We start from the raw sequence: 24209 nt of genomic DNA, 5'->3' as shown, positions 1-24209 counted from the left end.
GCCCCCCCCCCCGCTCCCCGGGCGCCCCCCGGCGCGTCCCCCCGTCCCGGTCCCCCCGGACCCGTCAACCCGCCGCCCCCCGCGCCGGGACGCCCCCCGGGGCCCGGGGGCGCACCCCAGATTGGCCCGGCCGCCCAGGCGACCACCAGCACAACCGCCGCAGGCACAACCGCCGCAGGCGCATCCGCCACCGGCACCAACGCCAGCACGACCGCCACTGGGACCACGGCCGCAGGGACAACCGCCAGCACCGCCGCAGGCACCAACGCCAGCGCGACCGCAGTAGGCGCGACCGCCGCGGGCAATTCGGCCACACCAGGCCGCCCGGCCGCGCCTCCCATCACCTCCGCCCCGGTCGCCGGGGACAGCTCCAACGGACACCGACCCCCTCCGGCCACCAGCACCGCTATCCCGACCAGTCCCAGTGTCAGCCCCAACAGTCCCAACCCGGCAGGTCCCACCAGCCCGGTCGGCCCCGCCCATCCCTCCGGTCAGAGCCAGGCCACTCCGACCAGCCCGACCACCAGTACCGGCCCGACCAGTACCGGCCCGACCAACACCGCCAGTACCGGCCCGAGCAGCACCGGCGGCCCGAGCAGCACCAGCCCGACTGATCCCGCCGACTCCGCCCCACTGACCCCGGTCCCGACCGGCACCGGAACCGCGGCACCGCCGCGCACGATCTCCCCGGCCACCTCTTCACCATCTACCTCTTCACCATCTACCCCCGTATCCACCTCCCCACCCGCATCCCCGACAACCGGTCCCGGCGCGCCCACCTCGCCGCTGAACACCACCGCGACCCCCCGCGCGGTCGAATCCCAAGCGGCCGAAAACCAGACAGCCGACACTCAAGCGGTCGGACCATCGGCGCACTCTCCCCAACCGACTCACACCCGGGTTGGCGCACCGCCCGCGCGGACGGTTCCACCAGCGGCGACCGTGGCCACGGTCGTGGTCACCCAAGCCGACCCGCAGTTCCACAAGCGCGCCCAGCAGGCACTGGTCGACGCGATGAACGCGACCGACGAGCACGGCGCGCTCACCCCGGCCGCACGTCTGCTGCGCAAGACCTACTACAAGGCCCCGTACACCACCGCGGACGGCACCGTCACGGTCAACCGGCGATCCCGGACCGCGACCTTCCCCGTGCTCGACGCCAACGGCGCCCCCGCGCAGGTCGTCGTGCCGATGGTCCGGGCGAGCCAGGACCACGTGCTGCAGGCCGTCCAGGACACGCCGGTGCCCGGAGCGGTGTTGGCAACCGAGTCGCTGCCGTTCACCGGCAATGCCGATCCCGCGCTCGACATCAGTCCAGAGTTGCTCGAAGACCTGACCTGGACCACCGAGGACTGGCACAACCGCACTACGCCCGGTGAGCACTTCGGCGAGGTGTACGCCGAGCACATGCTGCAGGTACTGTCCGCCCGCTATCCGGGGGAGCAGATCCTCCGCGTGTACACCGCGGAGACCGGGGCGGGCACCTTCGACCAGCTCTACGTCCGCGTGGCCGACGGCACGGTCGCCGGCTGGGTGATCATCGAGGCCAAGAGCGTGCACGGCGAGATCGGGTCACGCTGGGGTAACGACGATCGACGCTACGAGCAGGGTCACCCGGACTATGTTCGCAAGGTCGCCGAGATCGTCGCCGGCCGCGATGGGGAGGCCGGGCCGCGGTACACGGCCGCGAAGCCCTTCATCGACGAGTTCGTCGGGCCGCTGGAGCGGGGCAGGCCGGTGCCGGGCCCGGGTCGGCCGCCGATCGCGGCCCAGCTCGACGGTGGCCGCGCGGTGGCCGACTCGATCCTGGAAGCGTTGCAGGCCAACAAGGTCGAGTACGCCGCCGTCTACCCGGACCTCGATTCCGCGGGCAGGCCCCGCGGGGTCAGGATCGTGCACTACGACATGGCGCAGGCCACTCCCGGTTATGTCGAGGGCCGCGTCCTCGGCGCACTGTCCCCGACGGACGGTGCGGCCGCGCAGGTGCCGAACTCGCGGTTCGGGCAGGGCCGCCGGGTCGCCGATCCGTTCACTGTGGACGGTGAGGCGCGCGCCGCGCTGCCGAGTGTCGCCGAGGACGCGGGCGTCAACCGGATCGTGCGCGCGTCGGACGGCTCCTTCGTGGTGACCATGCGCGACGGCCGTACTTTCGTTGTCCGCCTGGAATCCGGGCCGGTGCCCGGCGGCGAGGTCGCGGTGTTCACTGTGGACAGTGCGGCGCGCAGCGCGGTGATCCGGGTGGCCGATCGGGCCACGACCGATGTCATCGCACGGGCGCTCGCCCACGAGATCGCCGAGCTGAGCCAGATTTTCGGCGGCAACACCGTCGACAGCGACGTGCTGACCCCCGCGCGGGAGCCCGGCGACCGGCTGGAACTGTCCCCGCACGACCGGGGTCGAGAGGCCGAGTTGCGCGCGCTCGACCGCGCCGAACGGGAAGCGGGACGCCTGCGAGTACTGCGCCGCAGGTACCTGCGCGCGGAGATGCGGGCGCTCATGGAGCACCTCGGCCTGCACCCGGACCAAGCGGCGGCGCGACAGCGCACCGCGCTGCTGTCGCCGGACGTGGCGGAGATCGTCGAGCGGCGCGCCCGTCCGCGTGGCGCGCCCGCGGACCCGAACGGGCTGCCGAGCTGGCGCGCGTATGTCAACACCAAGCTCGCCACCGACCTGACACCGGGCGCGGGCGCCAGTGTGGTGCTCGGGTTCTCGGTCAGTCCGATGGTCGGGATCGGGGTGGCCGCGGGGGCCGCGGTGCAGGCGCTGACGGCGGGCGTGGTCGAACGGTGGTTCGCCGTCCGGGAGCTGACCGCGTTCGAGGAGCTGACCGAGTTCGAGGGCAGCCGACGCGCGCACGAGCAGGGGCAGCAGCGCAAGGCCGTGCTGGACTCGCTGCTCGCGCGGGCCAACGACGACGTCGTCGTTGACGAGGCGCTGGTACCCGCGGAGCCGCGACAGGCAGGCGAACGTCCGGCGGGAATCCCGGCGTGGTGGGCGTCGGTGGTGCGTCGGGCCGTGCCCGGGTTCGTGGGATCGTCGGCGATCACGTCGCTCATCCCACTCGGGGTGCCGCCGGTGTTGGCGCTCGGTTCGTGGGCCGCGGTGACGGCCGCGGCGGCGCTCGTCCCGCTCGCGGATCGGTACAAGGCGCGGCGGGAGCACGTCGCCCTGCTCGCGCAGGCGGAGGAACAGGCCGCCGCGCTCGCCGCCCGCGACGCCGCGCTAGAGGCGGCGCTCGCCGCCGACCTGCACGGGCTGATGGACCGGATCGACCGTCTCAGGGGGATGCTTCCCGCCCGAACGGAGTTGCCGACCGCGCCCGCGGACGACTCGGACGGCGCTACCCGCAAGCCCGGGCTGGGTACGTACCTGATCGGCGGGCTCGCCGATGGCGGCGGGCAGGTCGCCCGTCAGGTCGCCGGGGCGGCCGACAAGATCGCGCCGGATCTGCTCGGAAAGCTGGCGCTGCAGAGCGACAACCTGATCCTCGGCGCGAGCCGCGCGATCGCGGGCGCCCTCGCGGCGGCGTTCGTCGACCGCGCGTGGAACCGGATCGACACGGCCGCTGCCACCGACCGCGAGACGTTCGATGCCACCCGCGACCAGACCGAGGACCACGTCCGCAAGTGGGAACTGACGCAGTTGCTGCTGGCCGAGGCCAACCGGCAGGTCGAGGAAGCCGAGCGGTTGGTCGCCGAGCAACGGCGAATCCGGTCATCGCTGCGCGGCCGGACGGTCGACCTGCTGCGGGGCTGGCTGCATCCCGGCTCGGCACCGGCCACACCGCAATCAGATCAGCCGCAATCAGACCGGACTCAACCAGATCAGCCGCAATCAGACCAGCCGCAATCAGACCAGCCGCAATCAGACCAGGCGCAACCAGACCGGACTCAACAATCGGAGTCGTCGGAGAGGCGGGCCGCGGAGCCTGCGCCTGCGCGGCCGTTGGCGGAGCGTCCGCCGGGGATGCCGCCGCTCGGTGCCTATGTGGTGAAGGCATCGGTTCCCGGTGGCATCGCGGTCGGTGTGGCGAGTGTGCTGGCCGAGGTGTTGGGGCTGCCCGGATTCGTCGTCGGGGCCACCGCCGCCGCGGCGGGCGGCGAGTCGCTGTCGTCGGTGGCGCAGTGGTTGCAGAAGCGCGCCGAACTGCTCGCCGGGGACGCGAAGACCGAAGTCGAACGCGGCTCCGAACAAGACCGGCAGGCCGCCGCCGCGGCGGCGACCGGACGCTTCGTGCACGAGTTCCTGCAGCGGGAACTCGCGGCGGCGCAGCAACAGGCCAATCCCGCGCCCCGTCGGCCACCGCGGCTGCGTGCGCTGCTGGCGGAGGTCAAGGCCCGGCTGAAGTCGGCCATTCCGGTGATCGTCCTGCCTTCCGACCCGCGCTATCCGGCGTTCATCGCCTCGGCGGTGGAGCGCGCGACCCAGCGCCTGTGGGTCGAACCGCGGCCATGGTCGACCCTGCCCGCCCGGCTCACCGCCCTGGACGACATCGGCCGGTTGGCGGCCCGGGTGCGCCTCTTCGCCGAACACGCCGAGCGAACCGGCAACGCCAGACCGCACGGGGTGGCGCGGGACGATCTCACCGCGGCCATCAAGGCTTACCGCGACCTGCTCGCGGAGTCGGGCCTACCGATCAACTTCCCGTGACGCCGGACCGCTATCGCTATCCGGCGGCCAGGCGCAACGCGAGACCGTCGACGTAGCCCAGGACGATCCACCCAGCCACCGAGTCGTGCCGCGAATTGGTGGCTGGGGTGGGTTGGTGATGTCCGGCCCGGCCGCTTGGGGGTGCGATCTTGCGCGGCCGCCAACAGTGGCCGCGAGTGGCTCGCCGAATCGCGGCTAGCCGTCATCGGTTACCGGGTGCGGATGGCCGAGAAGGGTGACACGGGACGCCCGGGGAGCAGGGTGCGGGGGTCGATGGCTGCGCGGACTCGCTCCAGCAGTGGCCTGCCCGCCAAACCCTTGCGCACCGCGCGGACCGCTCCCCAGGCCGCGTCGGCCGTGGTGGCATCCGCGGCGCCGCCTGACCACAGTGCTGTGTCCACCGTGCCCGCGAGCGAGTCCAGGCCATCCACAATGGACTGGTCGGCGATCGGTCCCGCGGCCGCGGCCAAGTCCCGCACCGTCATCCCCGCGGTGAACGGCACGCCGTGGGCGCGGAGTCGGTCGCGGGCTTCCGACCAGGCCCCGATGACGCCGCGCGCGCCGGGAGCGCGGCGGCGGCGCCAGGCGCGAATCGCCTTGAGCAGGGGGACGCCGATGAGCCAGGCGACGAGCAGGGTGAGCAGTCCGATCCCGACAGCGGCCAGGGGCAGTGCGATCCCATCGCCGTCGGCGGCGGTGGTGCGGGCGTCGGGTTCGTCGGCGGGGACGTCGGGGTCGCGCAGATCCTCGGGCGGGGGGAGTTGGGCGCGGGCCTTCGCGGTGACCTCGGCCAGACCGGCCGCGGGGCCCGCCTCGGCCGCCGTGCCGCCCGGGTCGAGCGGGACCCAGCCGACGCCTGCGACGGCGACCTCCGGCCACGCGAGGACATCGCCGTTGCGGACCACGACCTGGCCGTCGCTCGCTGCGCGGGGGGCGCGGTAGCCGACGGCGAGCCGGGCGGGGATGCCGAGGATCCTGGCGAGGGCGACGTAGGCGGCGGCGAACTGTTCGCTGGTGCCGCGCTTGGTCTCCAGCAGGAACTCGCGAAGCTGCGGCCAGCCGCTGCCGGTGGGCAGGTCCGAACCGGTGGCCACCTTGTAGTTCGCACTCAGGTAGCGCTCCAGCACCAGCGCGGTCCGAAACGACGGCCGCATCCCGGCCACGGCGGTGCGCGCCAGGTCGCCGACCTCCGGCGGGATGACCCCGACGCCGCCGAACCCGGCGGCCGCGCGCGCGTCGATCGCGGAATCGGCGAGGTCGACGTCCTCGATCCGGGGTTCCCGCCAGGTCACGCCGTACTCGACCGGACCGGTGGGCTCGGGTACCAACAGCACGCCTGACGCCTCGTCGATCAGGGGGGCGACGCCGGTCACCGACGCGGGCAGCGCCTGGCTCGGCACCCATGGCCCCTCGCGCCTGGTGAGCGTCACCCGCGCGGCGCGCAGGGTTGTCGGGACGGTGACGGCGGGCGCGGGTTCGAGCGTGGCGCCCATCCGCCGGTACCGGCTCTCGGTGCGCCAGGTGGCGCCGTCGAAGGTGTCGAGCACGACGAGCCGCCAGCGGTCGACCGGCTCGGCGGAAGTGTAGGTGAACACGGGGGTCGTGGGCCGGCGCAGCCGGACGGCGACCTCGTTGATCGGGTTGGCGACCCGCGCGGGCGGCGGCGGTGCCGACTGGTTCTGGCGCAGCGAGTACGCCGGGCGCCCGGCCGGGTCGACGGTCGCGGCGGCGAGGGCCCCGGCCACGGTGAGCAGCACGGTCGGCGCCACCATCAGCAGCGCCACCACGGCGCGCTTGCCGCCGCGGTCCCGCATGCCGGGGGACGGCAGGTCGCGCTGGGGTCGGGTGGCCACGAGCAGTGCGGCGGCGATCGAGGCGTACGCCAGCGCGGCCAGCGTCGCGACTGGCCCGCCGAGCGCGCCGTACGCCTGGCTCAGCCCGAGCAGCGCGAGACTCGGCAGCAGCGCCACCAGCGGCTTGCGCAGCAGTTCGACGCCGAGCACCGCCGCGGCCAGTACGGCGAGCGGGACGAACAGCAGCAGTTCGGCGTCCGGCCGCGCGGGCCACGTCGACTGCAGGGTGAGCTGCCACGAGTCGACCGCCCCGGCGACCAGCGCGCGCACGGTGTCACCCGTCGGCAGGCCCGCGACCGTCGTGTCCCACAACAGGGCCTCGACCAGCCCGAGCAGACCCGCGACCAGCGCCAGCACCGGCCGCCACGGCCCGAGTCGCGGCACCCGCGCGCACAGTTCGGCCGCCCCGGCACAGGCCAGGACCACGACGGCGATCGGCAGGACCAGCGCCCACAGCCCGAACACGGGCTCGAACAGCAGCCCCGCGACAGCGGTGGCGGCGAGCACACACGCGACGGCGATCCGGGACATCAGGCGACCACCGCGTTCCAGCGCCGCGCGGCGTCGGCGGCGTCCGCGGCGTGCAGCACACGGGCGCCTGGTACCCGGAGATCGGGGGATCCGGCACCCAGGACCACGACGATCGTGGTGGAGTAGTGCGGACGCAGGGCGGCCAGCGCGGCGAGGTCCGCGGGACGCGCGCCCGCCAGCACCACCACCAGGCAGCCGCCGCGGTCCTTGGTTCGGCTCAGGGCCACGGGGACCAGCGGCAGGCCCGTGGCCGCGGCCGGGCCCAGCTCGCACAGCTCGTCCAGCAGGCGGCGGACCGCGCCGGGGCCGCCCCGGGTGCGGATGTCGGCGCCGCAGGTGGTGACCAGCCTGGATCGGTGGCCTGCCGTCGCGGAGGCGGTGGACAGGGAGGCGGCCAGGTCGACGGCTTCCTCGAACACCTGTTCGGTGAGCAGCTCGCGGCGGGTGTCCAACAGGGCGGTGAACCGCGGCTGGTTCGGGTCGACGTAGTCGCGGACCATGAGCCTGCCGGTGCGCGCGGTGGCCTTCCAGTGCAGGTGGCGCACCTCGTCGCCGACCACGTATTCGCGGACGTCGCGCAGGTCGAGGGAGCCGTGCAGGGAGTCGTCGGTGGTGCGGCCCTCGTGGTGGTGGCGGGGGTGCCCGCCGACCAGCGCGCGCACCGGGTGGGTACGCGGGTGCACCCACAGGGTCGCGGTGTCGCCGGTGGTGAGCCTGCTGCGGCCGAGGCCGAGCGGGTCGACTCGTTCCAGGGTGAGTGGGCCGACCTCGTGGCGCCCGCGCAGGCCGGTGGGCAGCTCGTAGTGGTGCACGGTTTCGGCGCCGGGCAGCAGGGCGCGGACGGTCACCGCGTGGAAGCCGCGGCCCACCTGGTCGCCCGCGGTGAAGCCCGTCTGCCGCCGGGTGCCGGTGTTGTGCACCCGCAGCCGGGCGAACGCCGCCTTGCCGCGCTGCGCCCGGTCCGGGTAGACCTCCCTGGTCACGGTGACGTTCGGCCTGCGTGTGGTGATCACCACGGCGGCCACCACGGCACCTAGCGCGGCCCCCGCCAAGGCGCGTAGCACCGCGTAGCCCGCCCACTCGCCCACCGCGAACGCGACCACCGCGGCGACGAGCACGGCGACGCCACGCCGGGTCAATCGGGTCACTCCTAGGCCACCGTGCTGCTCATGGCCGGTGCCGGGGTCGCCGCCAGGACCTCGTCGACGATGTCGGCGGTCCGCCGCTGGTTCAGCTCGGCGTCGGAGGTGAGGATCAGCCGGTGGGCCAGGACGGGCTGCGCCACCTCCTTGATGTCGTCCGGGGTGACGAAGCCGCGGCCGTAGGTCGCGGCCACCGCCTGCGCCGCCCGCACCAGGGCGATGCTGCCGCGCGGGCTGGCGCCGTGGCGCAGCGCGACGTGCTCGCGGGTGGCCCTGGCCAGCCGGGCCGCGTACTCGATGATCGCCCGGTCGACGTGCGCGACGCGGACCTGGGCCACCGCGGCCCGCAGCGCGGCCAGGTCGACCACCGGGGACAGCTCGTCGGGGCCGACGCCCGCGCAGTCGCTCATGATCACCAGGACTTCGGCGTCCAGGTCGGGATAGCCGACCGCCAGCCGCATCAGGAACCGGTCGAGTTGGGCCTCGGGCAGCCGGTAGGTGCCCTCCATCTCGATCGGGTTCTGGGTGGCGACCACCAGGAACGGCCGCGGCACCTCGTGCGGGACCGAGTCGACCGTGACGGTGCGCTCGGACATGACCTCCAGCAGCGCCGACTGGGTCTTGGGGGTGCCGCGGTTGATCTCGTCGGCGAGCACGATGTTGGCGAAGATGCCGCCCCGGTGGAACTCGAACCGCTCGACGTTCTGGTGGTAGACCTGCACGCCGGTGATGTCGCCGGGCAGCAGGTCGGGGGTGAACTGGATGCGGTTCCAGGTGCCGCCGATGCTGCGGGCCAGACAGCGCGCGAGCGTTGTCTTGCCGAGCCCTGGGACGTCCTCGATGAGCAGGTGCCCCTCGGCCAGCAGGGCCGCGATGGCCAGCCGCACGACCTGCGGCTTGCCGCGGACCACGGCCTGGACGTTGCGCGAGATCCGCTCGTAGACCTCGCCTGGTGATGGTTGGTTCAACTGGGTTCCCGATAGCAGTGGTTGGATTCGACCTGGCCCTGCGGTGTGCTCACCACGACCCACACGGTCTGGTCGGGGCCGTCGAACCGGATGTTCTCGAAGGTCACCGACCCGTTCGCGCCGGTGCGCGTCGTCGAACTCTCGCTGAAGTTACCCCAGTCGCTGGCAAACGGCTCGAACGTGTGGGACGCCGAGATGCTCCGAGGTGTCGCGGGGGTGCTCACCGGACCGTCCGCGAGGCGGGCGCTCCGATGAGCAACTGGCCGCCGGGGGTCCGGGTGACCGCGCGGATGGTGAAGGTCAGGTTGGCGACCGCGGGCAGCCGGGCGTAGATGAGCGAGTTGCCGCGCGCGGTGTCGTCCGGCAGGCCGGTGACGCTGACCAGGTAGTGCACGAACTGGCCACCGCCCATGTTCGGCGCCTGCCAGCTCACCAGGGCGCTGTTGTTCTCCGCGTCGTAGAGCACCGTGAGAGTCGGGGGAGCCGCGGCGGCACCGACCGGGGTGACCGGGTTTGCCGACGCGCCGGGGCCTCGGCCCGCCGCGTTTGTCGCGGACACGGTGAACACGTAGCGCACGCCGTTGGCCAGTCCGGGGACGGTGGCAGCCCGGGCGCCCGGGCCTACGGTGAGCGATCCGGTCTGGCCCGTGCTCGCCGTCCAGGACACGGTGTAGCGGGTGATCGGTGAGCGGTTGTCCGCCGCCGGGCGCCAGGTGACGGTGGCCGAGCCGACGTCCGCCGTGGCGGACACGCCGGGCGGGGCTCCCGGCGGGCTGGCGGGCACCGGCGCGGGCGGCTTCGGCTTCGGCGGTTTGGCCGCGGGCGGTGTCCGCACGGGCGGCGGGGCGGGTGCGGTGGTGGTCGGCGGGGCGGGTGCCGCGGACGGCTCCGGCCGCTGCGACTCCGTCGGCGGCGCGGGGGGAGCGGTGCTTGTCGGCGGCGTCGGCTTGTCCGGCGGCGCGGCCTCGGGCTTCCAGTCGTTGTTGCCGCGCTTGCGGCTGGTGATCGGCACGTCGGCGATCTCGCCGTCGCGGTCCACGACCAGCACGTGCTTGCCCTCGGCACCGTCCACATAGACCCGGGAGTCCTCGCCGCGGGTGAGCCGCGGGGAGCCGGATTCCCGCGGGATCTGCTTGGCTTCCTTTTTCTTGCCGTCGCCGTCGTAGGTCAGCAGGGTGTCGGTGGTGCGGTCGACCACCGCGACCACGGCACCGGTCGACGCGGGACCGTCGTAGTCGCCGGTCGGCAGCGCCACGGTGACCGGCTTGGCGGCGGGCGCCGGGTCGACCAGGTGGATCTTGTTGCTCTTCGCGTCGAGGATGGCGACCCGGCCGGACACGTCGGTGGACGCCAGTCGGGAGGTGACCGGGGCGTCGACGCCGAGCGGCTTGCCGTCGCCCAGGGTGCTCTCCCCGACGGTGTGCAGCGTGTCGGCCGAGGTGTCCACGAACACCGGGCGGTCGTTGACGACGGACAGCGCGCCCGCGTGGCTGTTGGGGACCAGGACCGGGCAGGAGATCCGGTCGGCGCCCCGGGGCAGCCTGCACAGCAGGCCGGAGCTGGTGCGGTAGAGCCAGAGGGTGCCGTCGCTGGTGGCGACCGGGTCGCCGAGGACGCCGCCCGCGGCCAGCGTCACCGACGGGTCGCCGAGCCGCACGACCTGGCCCGCGTTGCGGTACACCAGGTACGGCCCGCCCGCGATCTCGACGGCGACGGGCACCTCGTCGCTGGGCGGGGTGATTGTCTGCTCGACGGTCAGGTTGGACTTGCCGAACTCGGAGATCCTGGTCCGGCCGACGACGTAGCTGCTGGTGTCGCCCTGGACCACCTGGCTGCCGGGGTCGCCGGGGATCGCGGTCTGCGCGTCGATGTTCGTCGTGGCGCCGTCGATGTGGAACACCGACTGCAACGCGACGTTGAACACCCAGTGCCCCGGGGGCAGGAACTGCAGCCCCGGAACGGGCTTCGCCGCGCCGGTGACCGCGGCCGTCACCGCCGTCACGCACGCGATGACCACCAGCACGACCGGCACCTTCGCACGCCACACCCGCATCGTGGCGACCCCCGCCCGCTTCCCCGAGGAGGACGGCCCCTGTGGAGTCCTCTGCTTCACGGCACTTACAGTAGGCCATCCGATACAGAAGTGGTCCATTCGGGATTTCAGTACCCGTCGGCGACCGGCAGCGCGAGTTCGAAGATGGCCCCGCCCTCGTCGGCGTTGTAGACGCTGAGCGTGCCGCCGTGCGCCTGCGCCACCCACCGCACGATCGACAGCCCGAGCCCGGACGAGCCGCTGCCGGTGCGGAAACGGTCGAACGCCTCCCCGGCCAGCTCGCCGTCCACTCCGGGTCCGTGGTCGGCCACGGTGACCCTGCCGTTGGCCACCGTGATGTGCACGATGGCCGTCTCGTGCGGCCTGCGGCCGTAGCGCAGGGCGTTGTCGAGCAGGTTGCCGATCGCCCGTTCCACCAGGGTCGGGTCCACGAGGACGGCTGTGGGCGCCGCGGTGACCGTCACGTTGGCCCCGTCCGCCGGTGTCTCCTCGACCACGCCCACGACGAGCTGGTCGAGCCACACCGGCTGGATCGCGAGCTGGTCGACACCCGCGGCGAGCCGGGCCCGCACGAGCAGGCTGTCGATGATCGACCCCATCCGCGAGGCCAGCCGGACCGTGCGGGGCAGCAGGTCGGCGCGCTGCGCCGGGTTGCGCAGCGCGGTCTCGGCCAGCGCCCGCAGCGCGGCGACCGGGGTGCGCAGGTCGTGCGCGGTCTCGGCGAGCAGGATCTCCTGCTGCTCCAGCGCCGCGGCCGCGGGCCGGATCGCCCGCCCGGACAGCAGGTGCCCGGCGAGGGCGAGGGCGCCGATGAGTACCGCGCAGCTTCCCGCCACCAGCAGCATCAGCCTGGTGTGCTCGGCCTGGGCCGGTTCGGCGTCGCTCACCGCGACCACCGCGCCGACGAACTGGCCCGCGTCGTTGAGGAACGGCTCGACGCCGACCCGGACGAGCTGGCCCCCGGTGCCGCGGGAGTAGCCGTAGAGCAGCGTGCCCGAGTCGGCCGCGTCGACGGCGAAACCGCCCAGCACCGCCGGGTCGACCGGCACGCACGTCTTGTCGCTGAAGTGGCCGGGGAACTCGCCCGCGCTGCCGGGCAGCACCGCGAACTGGGGACACTGGTCGTTGAGCTCGTCCTCGCCGATGTAGGCGGTGACGATGGCGCCGTCGATCTGGACCAGCCGGTTGACCGTGGAGGTGACCCGGCGCAGCTCGCCGTCGAGGCGCTGCTCGCGCTGGTCGGTGTCCGCGCTGATGACCAGCCAGGAGAACACGATCAACCCTGTCGCGTTCATCACGGTGAACAACAGGGTGAGCAGCAGGCGCAGCCTGCGCAGCCGATCGGCCGACGAGCGGGTCATGGGCCGTGGTCCGCGGCCGCCAGGCGATAGCCCCGGCCGCGCACGGTGTGGATCAGCTCCGGTTCGCGCAGCTTGCGGCGCAGCCGCTTGACCACCACATCGACCACATTGGACATCGGGTCGGCGGCGGCGTCCCAGCAGTGCTCGATCAGTTCGGCCCTGGCCACCGCCTGCTCGGCCCGCACGATGAGGTGCTCCAGGACGGCGAACTCCTTGTCCGACAGGGTGAGCAGCACCCCGGCGCGGCGGGCCTCGCGGCGCGCGCAGTCGACCTCCAGGTCGGCGTGGCGCAGCACCGAGGGGCGCCCGCTGCCCGCGCGCCTGCACAGGGTGTGCACCCGTGCGGTCATCTCGGCCACGGAGAACGGCTTGACCAGGTAGTCGTCGCCGCCGTGGGCGAACCCGGCGAGGCGGTCGGCGACGCTGTCGCGCGCGGTCAGGAACAGCACCGGCACGCCCCACCCGTGCTGTCTGCGCACGTGCACGTAGTCGATCGCGTCGCCGTCGGGGAGCATCCGGTCGAACACGACGCAGTCGTAGTGGCCGTGGCGCAGGGCGGAGTCCGCGCCCGCGATGTCGGCGGTGGAGTCGACGTCGAGCCCGGCTGAGCGCAGCTCGGCGGACACGGCGACCCGCAGATCCTCGTCGTCCTCGACCACCATCACCCGCACCGTGCGCCTCATGTCATCGAAACCTCATGTGTCCGGGCCGATCGTATGCGTCACGGCGTGGTGGGCGCCGCCCCGGTCGCGATGGACGGAGGTGATCCGGTGGTCCTGTTCTGTGTACTCGGGCCCGTCGAGGCGCACGCCCCGGGCGGTGTGGTGGACATGCGGGCGAGGAAGCCGGTGGCCGTGTTGGCCACCCTCCTGTTGCACGCTAACGCCTGGGTGCGAACTGAGCAGCTCATCGAGGCGACTTGGCCGGAACAGGCCGCGCCCACCTCGGCAGACGCGAACCTCAAGACCTACATCTGGCAACTCCGCCGGGCCCTGCCCGACCCGGTCGACGGGCCGCGCATCGACAGCAGGCCGGGCGCGTACCGGCTCCGTGTCGACCCGGGCGAGCTGGACGGTGACCGGGCCGAGGCGCTGGCCGCGGACGCCCGGCTCGCCCTCGCGCGGGGGGACGGGGCCGCCGCCGCCGAGCTGTTCACCGCGGCGCTGGAGCTGTGGCGCGGGCGGCCGTTCGACGGCCTGCCGGTGGACTCGGGGTCGGGCGTGGTCGCCTGGCTGGAGGAGCTGCACCGGGAGCTGCGCGAGTCGCTCGCGGACACCTACGCCGGTCTCGGCCGCGTCCGCGAGGCCGTCGACCTGCTGCGCGCGCTGACCGACGAGGACCCGCTGCGGGAGGGCCCGTGGGCCCGCTGGGTGCGGGTGCTGACCCAGGCGGGCAGGCCCGGCGCCGCGCTGGCGGTGCACGAGCGCGCCCGCGCGGTGCTGATCGGGGAGCTGGAGGCCGAGCCGGGGCCGGATCTCGCCGCGGCGCACCGGGCGGCGCTGCGCGGTGCCGCGCGCACCCGGCCCGCCCGCCGTGACCTGCCCCGCGACGTGCCGGACTTCACCGGCCGCGCCGCCGAGGTGGCGCGGCTCGACGCGCTGGCGCGGGCGGGCGGCGTGCCCGTCGCGGTGATCGACGGCATGCCCGGGGTCGGCAAGACCGCGCTGGCCGTGCACTTGGCGCACCGGCTCGCCCCGGACTACCCGGACGGACAGCTCCACCTCGACCTGCGCGGCGCGCTGTCGCCCGCGGTCGCGCTCGACCGGCTGCTGCGCGCGGTCGGTGTCGGGGACGAGGACCTGCCCTGCGACCTGGCCGCGCGGGCCGCCCTGTGGCGGGCCGAGTTGGTCGGCCGCAGGTTGCTGATCGTGCTCGACGACGCGGTGTGCGCCGAGCAGGTGCGGCCGCTGCTGCCCGGCAGCCCCGGCTGCCTGGTCCTGGTCACCGCCCGCGGCGCGCTGCCCGCGCTCGACGGGGTCTGCGCGATCACCCTCGACCCGCCCGCCGCCGAGGAGGCCGCCGAACTGTTCCGCGCGGTCGCGGGGGACTGGCGGGCCGACGCCGAGCCGGACGCGGTCGCCGAGGTCGTGCGGCTGTGCGGCGGGCTGCCCGCGGCGCTGCGGGCCGCCGCGGCCCGGCTCCGCGGCCGTCCCACGTGGACGGTGGGCAGGCTCGTCGCGCGGCTGGCCGAGGACGGCGGGCGCGCGGCCGAGCTGAGCGCGGCGACGGCCCGGCTCGCGGAGTACTGCCGCACGCTCGACGCGCCGCCGCGGCGGATGTTGGCCGTGTTGGCCGCGCTGTCCGGCGAGATCGACGTCGCGGCCGCCGCCGAGGCCGCCGGAACCGGTGAGCCGCAGGCGTACCGGGTCCTGGAGGACCTGCTCGACCGACACCTGCTGACCCAGTCCGCGCCGGACCGCTACGGCCTGCATCCGCTCGTTCGCGATCTGGCGTGCGCGGCGCCGCGCGCGGACCGCTCCGAATCGGCCGCCGGGCCGAGAGTCGCGTGAGGAGGGACCACTGTGGACAGACGTGACCAGCAGGCGGGCCAGACCGGTGCGATTTCCGGGACGCTGGACGTGGCGGGCGAGCAGACCGTCGCGCCGGTTCTCGCCGCGCCCGCGCCGGTGCCCACGGTGCGGGTGGTGTCCGCCGCGGCGAGCACGGCCGCGGCCGTCGCCCGGCCCGCCGCCCTGCGCGTCGCCGACGCGCACACCGTGCAGTTGCCGCTGATCGCGGCGCCGCCGCTGCCGCCGCGCGTCGCGCCGCCGGTCGCGCCCGCCGAACGGCGGGCCACCCCGCAGGGCAACCGGGTCGCCGACTTCGTCGAGCACCTCGACCTGATCCAGGTCATCTGCTGGCAGGTCGCGGTGGTCGGGGTCGTGCTGTGCGTACGCCAGCCGTGGCCGGTGCTGACCGGGGTGTCGGTCGGCGCGGCGTTGCTGATCGCGTCGACGACAGTCCGCCTCCGCGGCCGCTGGCTCTACGAGTTGGCCGCGCTGGGCTGCCGCTACCTGCTCCGGTCGCGCCGCCGCGACCTGCCCGAGAACGGGAAGGCCAAGGCGTTGCTCGCGCTGCTGCTGCCCGGCTCGACGGTCGGCACGGTCGAGACCGGCCAGGGACCCGTGATGGTGATCAGCCACACGGGCGGCCTGACCGCGATGGTCCGGCCGCGCGTGAGCGAGTCCGCGCCGATCGGGGCGCTGCCCTCGCCCGCGGCGCTGCTGCCGTCGGCCGAGGGCCTGCCGCACGAGTTCGGCGTCCAGACGGTGTTCCACGGCAGCGTCCGCGCCGACCGCCCGACGCGCGTGTGGCTCGCGGTGCACGCGGTGCGCACCGTCGAGACGGCCGCCGACGACGAGCTGACCCTGGCCCTGCGCAACGGACTGCGCCGCGTGCTGCGCGCGCTCAAGCGGGCGGGCGTGCCGACCGACCCGCTGCCGGAGGAGGCCGCGCTGGCCACCATCGCCGCGCTCGGCCACGTCACCGGGGGTCGCACCGAAGTCCGCGAGGACTGGGGCTTCTGGCGGACCGGCGCGGTGTCGCAGACCTGCTTCCAGTTGCACGGCTGGCAGCGGCTCTCCGACCGGGACGCGCGCAGGCTCGTCGCCGACCTGCTCGCGCGGGCCGCGAGCGTGTCGGCCACGGTGACCCTGGGCGCCCGGTCCGGCCCCGGCGAGCCGACCGTCACCGCCGCGCTCCGGCTCGCGGCCACCACCGAGGCGGCCCTCGACGGCGCCGTCGCCACCATGACCGACCTCGCCGCCGCCCGCGGTGTCCGCCTCGTGCGGCTCGACGGCACGCACCTGACCGGCGTGGCCGCATCGCTTCCGATCGGAGGGTTCCCCGGATGAACGCGCTCGCAATAGATTCGGTGCGTCAGGTGAGCGTGCTGCCGGTCGGCCGCGCCGCGCCAGGTCCGTCCAGCGCGGGTGTCGAGGCGCTGCTGGCCGCGGCCACGCGGGAGGTGCTGGTGATGAGTTCGCGCGCGGTCGCGTCGAAGGACCCGATCGGTGCCGTGCGCCGGATCGACCACGAGAACCTGCGCCGCGGCGTGCGGTACCGCGTCGTGGTGCCCGACACGGCGCGCACGGCCCCGGTGCTGGGCACCCAACTCGGCACGCTGTCGCTGGCGGGCGCCGACACCCGCACGGTCGCCGAGGTGCCCGCGGACGCGCTGGTCATCGACGGCACGCTGGCCGTGCTGCCCACCGAGCGGGCAGGTCTCGGGGCGGCGGGCATCGCGGTGTTCCGGCTGCCCAGCGTGGTCACCACGATCGTCGAACTGTTCGAGCGGGTGTGGCTGACCGCCGTCCCGCTCACCGCGTCCGACCTGCCGGAGGCCGCCGAGTTGGGGCTGCGCGAGCGCGAGCTGCTCGCGCTGCTCTCGGCGGGCAACACCGACGAGTCGGCCGCCGCGCGGCTCGGGGTGTCGGTGCGGACCGTGCGGCGCATGGTCGCCGACATCATGAACCGGCTCGGCGCGCGCAGCCGGTTCCAGGCCGGGGTCAAGGCCGCCGACCGCGGCTGGCTCATGGAGAGGGCGGGCTGATGACCGCTGCCGCCGCGCGGACCCTGCTGGTGGCGCCGGGGCGCCACGGCGCGTACCCGACGATCGGCGACGCGCTGACCGGCGCGCCGGACGGCGGGGTGGTCTCGGTCGCCGAGGGTACCTACGCGGAGACCTTCGAGCTGGTGGACCGGCGGCTGACGCTGCGCGCGTTCGAGGGCGCGACGGTCGTGCTCGACGGCACCGGCGGCGACTGGCCCGTGCTCCGCGTGCGCGGCGGATCGCTGACGCTGCAAGGGATCGAGGTGCGGGCCAACGCCGCCGCGATCCTCGCCGATGACGTCGAGCTGACCGTGGAGGGCTGCACAGTCGGCGCCCGGCTCGGGCCCGCGATCAGCGTGCGCGGCTGCCGCCGGTTCGTCGTGAGCCGCTGCGCGATCTCCGGCGCCGAGCAGGGGATCGCGGTGGAGAGCTCGTCCGGGCAGATCGTCGGGACCTCGATCGCGGACGTGTCGGGCGACGGCCTGACCGTCGGGCTCGGCGCCGATCCAGAGATTGCCGACTGCACGGTATCGGGCTGCGGGCACCGCGGCATCTACGTCTACCAGTTCGCCCGGCCGGTCATCGAGGGCTGCGACATCTCCCGGACCGGGCACGAGGGCATCGCGGTCGCGCACCAGAGCAGGCCGACGATCCGGCGCACGTCGGTGCACGACGTGCAGGGTGTCGGCATCGCGTTCGGCGCGGGCTGCGCGGGCCTGGTCGAGGCGTGCCATGTGGACAACACCGCCGAACCGGGCATCGCGGTGGCGCCGGGCGCGTCGCCCACGATCATCGAGCCGGACGAGCGGCCCGCGGGCGCGGGCAGCGGCGACGGCGGGCTGGACGACCTGCTCGCCGAGCTCGACGGGATGGTCGGGCTGCCCGCGGTGAAGGCCGAGGTGCGGGCGGTTGTCGACGAGATCCAGGTCAACGAGTGGCGACGCCGGGCCGGGCTGTCGGTCGGCACGGTGAGCCACCATCTGATCTTCGCGGGCGCGCCCGGCACCGGTAAGACCACGGTCGCGCGCACCTACGGCCAGCTCCTCAAGGCGCTCGGCGTGCTCACCCGCGGCCAGTTCCGCGAGGTTTCCCGGCGCGACCTGGTCGGCCAGTACATCGGGCACACCGCCGAGAAGACGGCGGTGGTGTTCGAGGAGTCCAAGGGCGGCGTGCTGTTCATCGATGAGGCGTACACCCTGTCGCGGCAGGCGGGCAGCGGCGGTGACTTCGGCCAGGAGGCCATCGACACCCTGGTCAAGTTGATGGAGGACCACCGCGACGAGGTCGCCGTGATCGTCGCCGGGTACACCGGGGAGATGCGGGACTTCCTGGCCGCCAACCCCGGCCTCGCGTCCCGGTTCTCCAAGACCATCGAGTTCGAGAACTACAGCTCCGATGACCTGCTGCGGATCATCGGGCGCATGATCGCCGCGGGCGACTACCGGCTCGGCGAGGACGCCGAACCCGTGCTGCTGGAGTACTTCGACCGGGTGGCGAACGATCCCAACTTCGGCAACGCCCGCGACGCGCGGCGGCTGTTCGAGGGGATTCGCAAGGCCCAGTCGCAGCGGCTGCGCACCCTGGGCAGGCTCCCGGACACCGACGAGCTGCGCGACCTGCACGTCGCCGACGTGCGGCACGCGGCGGGGTAGTGCCGGGGGGCGGTGGCCGAGGCACTACTGTCCGCACTCGTGCGTGTTCTGGTCATCGAGGACGACGACGACCTTCGGGTGGCCATCAGCGGGGCGCTCCGCGGGGCGGGGTTCGCCGTCGACGCGGTGGCCGACCTCCCGGCCGCCGACGAGGCGCTCGCGGTCAACTCCTACGACTGCGCCGTGTTCGACCGGATGCTGCCGTCGGGGGACTCACTGGCCTACGTGCGGGCCAGCCGGGCGGCCGGGTCGGTGGTGCCGGTCCTGTTTCTGACCGCCCGCGATGCCGTCGCCGACCGGATAGCCGGCCTCGCCCACGGCGACGACTACCTGGTCAAGCCGTTCGCGGTGGCGGAGCTGGCGGCCCGGGTCCGCAGCCTGTGCAGGCGCGTCGGCGCGGGCCCGCCCCCGGTGCTGCGCTGCGGCGACCTCGAACTCGACCTCGGCAGGCACGAGGTGCGCCGGGCCGGGGTGCTGCTCACGTTGACCGCCAAGGAGTTCGCGGTGCTGGAGCAGCTCGTGCTGCGCCAGGGCCACCCGGTGCGCCGAGCCGACCTGATCGCGCACGGCTGGGACCCCTTCGTGGACCCGGCCTCCAACGTGCTCGACGTGCTGATGGCCCAGTTGCGCCGCAAGCTGCGCGACCCGCCGATGATCTACACCGTCCGCGGTATCGGCTACCAGGTGAACCCGGCATAGCCCGCGGGGTCTACGAGTCGAGGTCCGCCAGGTCCAGGGTGATCGGGAACGGGGCGGCCGTGATGGCCGCCGGGCCCGCGGGGTGGACGGTGTTCTCCGCCACGTACTGGCCGTCCGCCAGGCGGTACGCGGTCAGCACTGGGCCGCGGAGTTCGTCGCCCTGGTCGATCGTCCACACGAACGGCACGCCCGCCGCGGCGTAGCCCGCCATCTTGGTCTCCCGCTCGGCGCGCGGGTTGCCGGGGGACCAGATCTCCACGGCCAGGACCAGGTCGTCCGCTGCGAAGCTCGCCCCGACCGGCTTGCGGTTCAGGACCACCACGTCCGGGATCGGCGCGGTACGCCACGCGGTGGAGATCCGCACGTTCACCGCGGGGACCACATGGAGGTCCGCTCGCCGCGCGGCGCGGAGTGCGTCGCGCACCAGGACGGCCAGGTGGAACGCGGCGATCTGGTCGGGTCAGGCGGCGGCGCGCTGGGCTATCTGGATGGTGGCCTGTCGGGTGACGCCGTTGACGGTGATCGCGACGGTGACGGTGGCCGGGCGCAGGGCGGTGATCTCGCCGGTCGCCGGGTCCAGGCGGGCGGCGTGCCAGGGGCGGATCTGGTTCCAGGGACCGATGTGCAGGCTGGGCGAACCGGACCAGTCGTAGCTCATCGGGTAGGTGACCGGGACTTGGCGCGTGCCCTGCGTGACAGTGGCCGTGACCTGCGCGGATTCGCCGAATCGGATCGTGGTGGGGGCCGTGATCGCGAGCGCGTCGACGTGGGGGCGGACTTCGGCGGCGAGCCATTGCTGGCCCGGCCTGCGCGGCCAGGAGCGGTCGGACCTGGCCGGGTCGACGCCCAGCAGGGTCCAGCCGGAGAAGCCGCCCGCGGTCGTCGGGCCCGCGGGTGTCTTGCCCGAGTTGCCGTTGATCAGGTACGGCACACCGTCCACACGGGACGCGTGGAACACCCCGACGTGTGCGCCGATGAACGCGGCGCCCTTGCCCGATTCCCGGCGGAAGTCCGCGAGCCACCGCTCGACCAGGGCGGCCTCGCGGCGGTCGGACAACTGGCTTCCCTTGGCCGGGGTGGGATCGCGCGGCGGGTGGTGTTCCATGACCACCACCGAGTTCACCGAATCGTTGCGGCGCGCCTCGTCCAGCCGGTCGCGCAGCAGCACCGCCTGGTCGAACCCGCCGCCGCGCAGGGTGCCGGTGGACGAGTCGAGCAGCACGAAGCGGGTGCCCCGGTGGTCGAAACTCCGGTTCGTGACACCGAATTCGCGGCGGAAGTTGTCGATCGTGCCCGGGCCCATGATCTCGTGGTTGCCCGGCACGTAGTACCAGGGCAGCTCGTCGCCGAGTTCCTCGGTGAGGATTCGGCGCGCCAGCGTGAGATCGGCCGGGGCGGCCTCGTCGACGAAGTCGCCGTTGATCACCACGAAGTCGGGCCGCTGCGCCTTGATCTCGCGCAGCGTGCGGCGCGCGGCCCGCACCAGGGCGCTGTCCGGGTCGCGCGCCACGAACTGCGCGTCGGACAGCACCGCGAACCGCCACTGCCGCCCGGCGACCGTGCCGTCCTGCACGATCACCCGGTCCGCCACCGGGACCTCGGCCGGGATGTCCACCGCGGGCGGCACCTTCGCCACGATGTCGTCGACCAGCACCTCGCCGGTGTACTGCCGGTTCGCGGCCGTCTCGATCGTGTAGAACCGGTTGACCTGCAAGGGAAACGCGAGCCCGGTGGGCACCGCGACCTCCAGGTACCGCCAGCCCGTCCAGGTGATGTACGGCCCGTACAGCGACCTGGTCTGGCCTTGGCCGTCGGTCACCGTGAACGCCGTCCACTCGCCCCTGCCGTGGCCGTAGACCCACGCCCCCAGTGCCAGCGGCTGACCCTGGACCGTGATCGGCGTCGGTGGGACCGCATACGCCGTGCGGGTTCCGGTCGACTGGGTGAAGTCGTAGGCCAGCTTCAGCCCGGCCCCGGTGTGGCCCTGCGCGACCGGTGTCACCGATCCGGTGGCTCGCGCCGAGCCGAACCGCCACGACGCGCCGTCGTCCAGACTCGCGATGGTCCGCTCCGCCAGGCCGACCGTCACCGGGATCTTGGTGACGCGATCACCCACGCGCGCGGTGATGATCGCGGCGCCCAGTGGCGCGATCGCCCGCACCGCAAGGGTTCCGGCCGCGGTCGGGACGACGTCGATCAGGCCGCGGTCGTAGTCCAGGGTCAGGTCGGCGGGGTCGATCGGCGCGGTGAAGCCATTGTCGTCGTAGCCCACGATGCCCACGGCGGCCGTCGCGTCCTGAGCGGGCAGGCTCAGCCGGGCGGTGGTGGGGGTGAGGCGGGCCAGCGGGCCCAGGACGGTCAGGTCGATCTCGCCGCGCACGGCGCCGCGCCGCACGGTGACCTTCGCGGTTCCGGGCCGCGTGGCGCGGAAGACGCCGTCCGCGCCGATCGTGCCCGCCGCGCCGGTTACCTGCCATGCCTGCGGACCCGTCGCGGCGGGCCCGAAAGTCTCGTCGTGGCCATGAGCCACCAGGGCGCGGGACAGGCCGGGGAAGACGCGGTCCGGCCGTCCACCTGGGACAGTCGCGGTGCCCGGCGCGGCAGCGGGATCGCTCGCGGTGCGCACCCAGAACCCGGTGAGCGTGCCGCTGCCCGCGGGCGCGTACAGCGCGAGCCCGTTGGGCACCGGGCGCTCGCCGCCGTCGGAGGGCTGGTTCTCGACCCGCACCGCCTCGGTGCCCGGTTCGCGCGCGAGCATCGTCGAGGAGCCGCCGCCGTCGAGGTTGAGCGCGTTGTGCGCGCCCATCTCCTTGAGCATCGCGGCGATGTCGCGCAGGTTCAGGCCGAGCTGGTAGGGCGCCTGGCGGCCGTCCACGGTCAGCAGGAACATCTTCTTGCCGTCGGCGGAGAACCCGACCGCCGTGCGCGGGTGCAATGGGTCGGCCGGGGCGACGATCTCGCCGTCGCGGATCAGGAGCTGGTTGCCGCCGATGGCCGCCTTCGGGGCGCTGCCGTCGTTCGTCCGCGACGCGTAGGTGACCCCGATTCGGTCGCCGGGGCGGAGCGCGGCGAGCGTGTCGGCGCCCGCCTCGCGGCCGACGAGCACGTAGCCGTCGGCCGGGATCTGGTCGGCGCCGGGGGTCGGGCGGACCTCGGCGACGACATCGGCCCGCACCACGACCTCGGCCACCCGCGGGGCGCCCAGCACCGCCCGGCCGCGGGAATAGCTGCCCCACAGGGGGTTGAACACACCGATGCCGCCGGAGTCGATCCGTGAGCTGTTGAGCTGGGTGAGCCGCGCGGTCCGGTCGTCGGGCAGCGACAGCGTCCCGTCGAAGAAGACCTCCATGACCCGGCCGATCCCGGCCGCGTCGACGCCGACCGCCCGGTGGTGCCCGGTGTTGGCCGACTTCACCAGCGTGCCGTTGCGGATGCCCACGCCCTCGGGCGCGGAGGAGTTGTTGATGTCGAAGAAATCGCCGTTCACCGCGGCCACCGCGCGGGTCGCGGTGGCCTGTGTGGACAGTGGTGCGGCTGCGGACACCTGGCCAGGGTCGAGGTAGTCGACCCTGGTGCCCTTGGTGAGGTCGACGGTGAGCGCGTCGCCGCGCACCCAGCCGCCCGCGTCGCCGGGCTCGTACCAGTCGAACGAGCTCAGGGTGACGCCCGGGGCGACCGGCCGGGTCGTGCGGACGGTCTCGATCCGCCGCGCCGGGTCCACCGCCGACCGCGACGCCGCTTCGGCGTCGGGCAGGTCGAGCACGACGACCGGAGCGGGCGGCGGGGTGACGGGCTGGGCGGCGGCGGGGGCGGCGAGCCCGAGCACCACCACGGGTGCCAGGGCGAACAACGCCACGCGGCGACTACGCGACACGGGAACTCCAGAAGCATCCGCAGGGCCAGGTCGTCAGTGATTGACGAACTGCCACTCAACCCCGTCGGGAGTTGCCGGCGATACCGCCTTTCGGTGTAGTCCGCCCGACCGGTTCGTGAATGATCGTCCCGGCAAGCGCCCCGGCCCGCGACCGCGGACACCCCGACGCCGGACCGCCCAGGGCGGTCCGGCGTCGCGGTACCCGATGGGTCAGCGCACGTCCTCACGGATGCCGTCAAGCGCGGCAAGCACCTTGGTCGCCAGTTCGGACAGGTTCTTTCCCTTGCCGGGCTTGATGTTCTCGGCGGCGAGCGCGCGTTCCACTGTGGCCAGTCGCTGGTTGTAGGTCTGACTCATGAGTAGGTGTCCTCATCGTAAGTCGATCACTGTAAGACGGTGGTGGCGACGCCACCCGCGGCGAACAGCGCGGCAGCGTCGTCGGTGTTCGCCGCCGACGCGACCAGGGCGAGCGTCGCGTCCGCGACGGCCTTGGCGACGGTCGCGGGCACCACGAGCAGGGTCAGCCGGGGCAGGTCGGGGCCGATCAGGATGACGGTGTGCCGGTTGAGGCCGCGGAAGCCCGCGAGCCGCACCGTGTCGGCCGCCACGACGAGCCGCGCGGGGGCCAGGTCCCACGAGACGGGGTTGTAGCCGATCCGGTCGACCGGGCCGAACCGGTCGCTCAGTCGGTCTACGAGCGCGGAGAACTCCGCCACCGGTTCCCGCGAGCGCGGCCACCAGCCGCCGTCGAAATGTCCCTTCGCGGCACCCGGGGGCTTGAGCGACACCCGCGGCGGCGCGACGAGGTAATCGAGGAAGGTCCGTGCGGTGTCGTGCACGCGGCGGGGATCACCGGACGTCATGTCGGTGCTCC

General features: G+C 73.9%; 18 protein-coding genes. 6 read left to right on the top strand and 12 right to left on the bottom strand.

Features of this window, described 5'->3' with window-relative positions; genetic code table 11:
- Window positions 1–491 precede the first annotated feature (491 nt).
- Window positions 492–695, bottom strand: a complete 204-nt coding sequence (locus tag ACT4N7_RS22615) for a hypothetical protein (protein WP_444830826.1) — start codon at window positions 693–695, stop codon at window positions 492–494.
- A 247-nt stretch (window positions 696–942) separates the two neighbouring features.
- On the opposite strand from ACT4N7_RS22615, the gene ACT4N7_RS22610 reads away from it, so the two are divergent.
- Entirely contained in the window at window positions 943–4650 is a 3708-nt protein-coding gene (locus ACT4N7_RS22610; RefSeq protein WP_444830825.1) for a hypothetical protein, read from the top strand.
- Window positions 4651–4859: 209 nt separating this feature from the next.
- Here the strand turns inward: ACT4N7_RS22610 and ACT4N7_RS22605 are convergent, their stop codons facing one another.
- The 7 genes from ACT4N7_RS22605 to ACT4N7_RS22575 are packed head-to-tail and all read right to left on the bottom strand — an operon-like array spanning window position 4860 to window position 13241.
- Window positions 4860–7034, bottom strand: a complete 2175-nt coding sequence (locus ACT4N7_RS22605; RefSeq protein ID WP_444830824.1) for a transglutaminase family protein — start codon at window positions 7032–7034, stop codon at window positions 4860–4862.
- Window positions 7034–8182 (bottom strand): DUF58 domain-containing protein, encoded by a 1149-nt coding sequence (locus ACT4N7_RS22600; protein ID WP_444830823.1) that lies wholly within the window; start codon window positions 8180–8182, stop codon window positions 7034–7036. Before ACT4N7_RS22600 ends, ACT4N7_RS22605 begins: the two co-directional genes overlap by 1 nt.
- A gap of 2 nt (window positions 8183–8184) precedes the next feature.
- Complete coding sequence (locus tag ACT4N7_RS22595) at window positions 8185–9144, bottom strand: AAA family ATPase (protein ID WP_444830822.1); 960 nt, start codon at window positions 9142–9144, stop codon at window positions 8185–8187.
- Window positions 9141–9368 (bottom strand): hypothetical protein, encoded by a 228-nt coding sequence (locus ACT4N7_RS22590; protein WP_444830821.1) that lies wholly within the window; start codon window positions 9366–9368, stop codon window positions 9141–9143. Before ACT4N7_RS22590 ends, ACT4N7_RS22595 begins: the two co-directional genes overlap by 4 nt.
- Window positions 9365–11257 carry a fibronectin type III domain-containing protein gene (locus ACT4N7_RS22585; protein WP_444830820.1) on the bottom strand — a complete coding sequence of 631 codons (1893 nt, stop codon included), beginning with the start codon at window positions 11255–11257 and terminating at the stop codon, window positions 9365–9367. Before ACT4N7_RS22585 ends, ACT4N7_RS22590 begins: the two co-directional genes overlap by 4 nt.
- A 47-nt stretch (window positions 11258–11304) precedes the next feature.
- Window positions 11305–12558 carry a sensor histidine kinase gene (locus tag ACT4N7_RS22580; RefSeq protein WP_444830819.1) on the bottom strand — a complete coding sequence of 418 codons (1254 nt, stop codon included), beginning with the start codon at window positions 12556–12558 and terminating at the stop codon, window positions 11305–11307.
- Window positions 12555–13241 (bottom strand): response regulator transcription factor, encoded by a 687-nt coding sequence (locus ACT4N7_RS22575; protein WP_444830818.1) that lies wholly within the window; start codon window positions 13239–13241, stop codon window positions 12555–12557. The genes ACT4N7_RS22580 and ACT4N7_RS22575 overlap by 4 nt, the downstream gene beginning before the upstream one ends.
- An 87-nt stretch (window positions 13242–13328) precedes the next feature.
- Between ACT4N7_RS22575 and ACT4N7_RS22570 the strand changes: the two genes are divergently transcribed.
- From ACT4N7_RS22570 to ACT4N7_RS22550, 5 genes are read left to right on the top strand one after another with little or no spacing between them, the layout of a single operon-like run.
- Complete coding sequence (locus tag ACT4N7_RS22570; RefSeq protein ID WP_444830817.1) at window positions 13329–15068, top strand: BTAD domain-containing putative transcriptional regulator; 1740 nt, start codon at window positions 13329–13331, stop codon at window positions 15066–15068.
- A 12-nt stretch (window positions 15069–15080) separates the two neighbouring features.
- Window positions 15081–16412, top strand: coding sequence for a type VII secretion protein EccE (locus tag ACT4N7_RS22565; RefSeq protein WP_444830816.1), 1332 nt, complete (start codon window positions 15081–15083; stop codon window positions 16410–16412).
- A complete protein-coding gene (locus tag ACT4N7_RS22560; RefSeq protein WP_444830815.1) occupies window positions 16409–17110 on the top strand; it encodes a LuxR C-terminal-related transcriptional regulator in 702 nt (233 codons plus the stop codon). Before ACT4N7_RS22565 ends, ACT4N7_RS22560 begins: the two co-directional genes overlap by 4 nt.
- On the top strand, window positions 17110–18762 hold the full coding sequence (locus tag ACT4N7_RS22555; protein ID WP_444830814.1) for a right-handed parallel beta-helix repeat-containing protein: 1653 nt from the start codon (window positions 17110–17112) through the stop codon (window positions 18760–18762). Before ACT4N7_RS22560 ends, ACT4N7_RS22555 begins: the two co-directional genes overlap by 1 nt.
- Before the next feature lie 39 nt (window positions 18763–18801).
- On the top strand, window positions 18802–19461 hold the full coding sequence (locus ACT4N7_RS22550) for a winged helix-turn-helix domain-containing protein (RefSeq protein ID WP_444830813.1): 660 nt from the start codon (window positions 18802–18804) through the stop codon (window positions 19459–19461).
- Between the two features lie 10 nt (window positions 19462–19471).
- Here the strand turns inward: ACT4N7_RS22550 and ACT4N7_RS22545 are convergent, their stop codons facing one another.
- The 4 genes from ACT4N7_RS22545 to ACT4N7_RS22530 form a co-directional block, all read right to left on the bottom strand.
- Window positions 19472–19897, bottom strand: a complete 426-nt coding sequence (locus ACT4N7_RS22545) for a Uma2 family endonuclease (RefSeq protein ID WP_444830828.1) — start codon at window positions 19895–19897, stop codon at window positions 19472–19474.
- A 24-nt stretch (window positions 19898–19921) separates the two neighbouring features.
- Complete coding sequence (locus tag ACT4N7_RS22540; protein WP_444830812.1) at window positions 19922–23335, bottom strand: phosphodiester glycosidase family protein; 3414 nt, start codon at window positions 23333–23335, stop codon at window positions 19922–19924.
- 210 nt (window positions 23336–23545) lie between these two features.
- A complete protein-coding gene (locus ACT4N7_RS22535) occupies window positions 23546–23692 on the bottom strand; it encodes a DUF6307 family protein (protein ID WP_444830811.1) in 147 nt (48 codons plus the stop codon).
- Between the two features lie 26 nt (window positions 23693–23718).
- Window positions 23719–24198: a DUF5994 family protein gene (locus tag ACT4N7_RS22530; RefSeq protein WP_444830810.1), complete on the bottom strand. Its 480-nt coding sequence runs from the start codon at window positions 24196–24198 to the stop codon at window positions 23719–23721.
- Between the last annotated feature and the right edge of the window lie 11 nt (window positions 24199–24209).

Source organism: Actinokineospora sp. (genome assembly GCF_052390155.1).
GTDB lineage: Bacteria > Actinomycetota > Actinomycetes > Mycobacteriales > Pseudonocardiaceae > Actinokineospora.
Note: the sequence above shows the minus strand (reverse complement) of the source record. Positions and strands in the feature narration are given on the sequence as shown.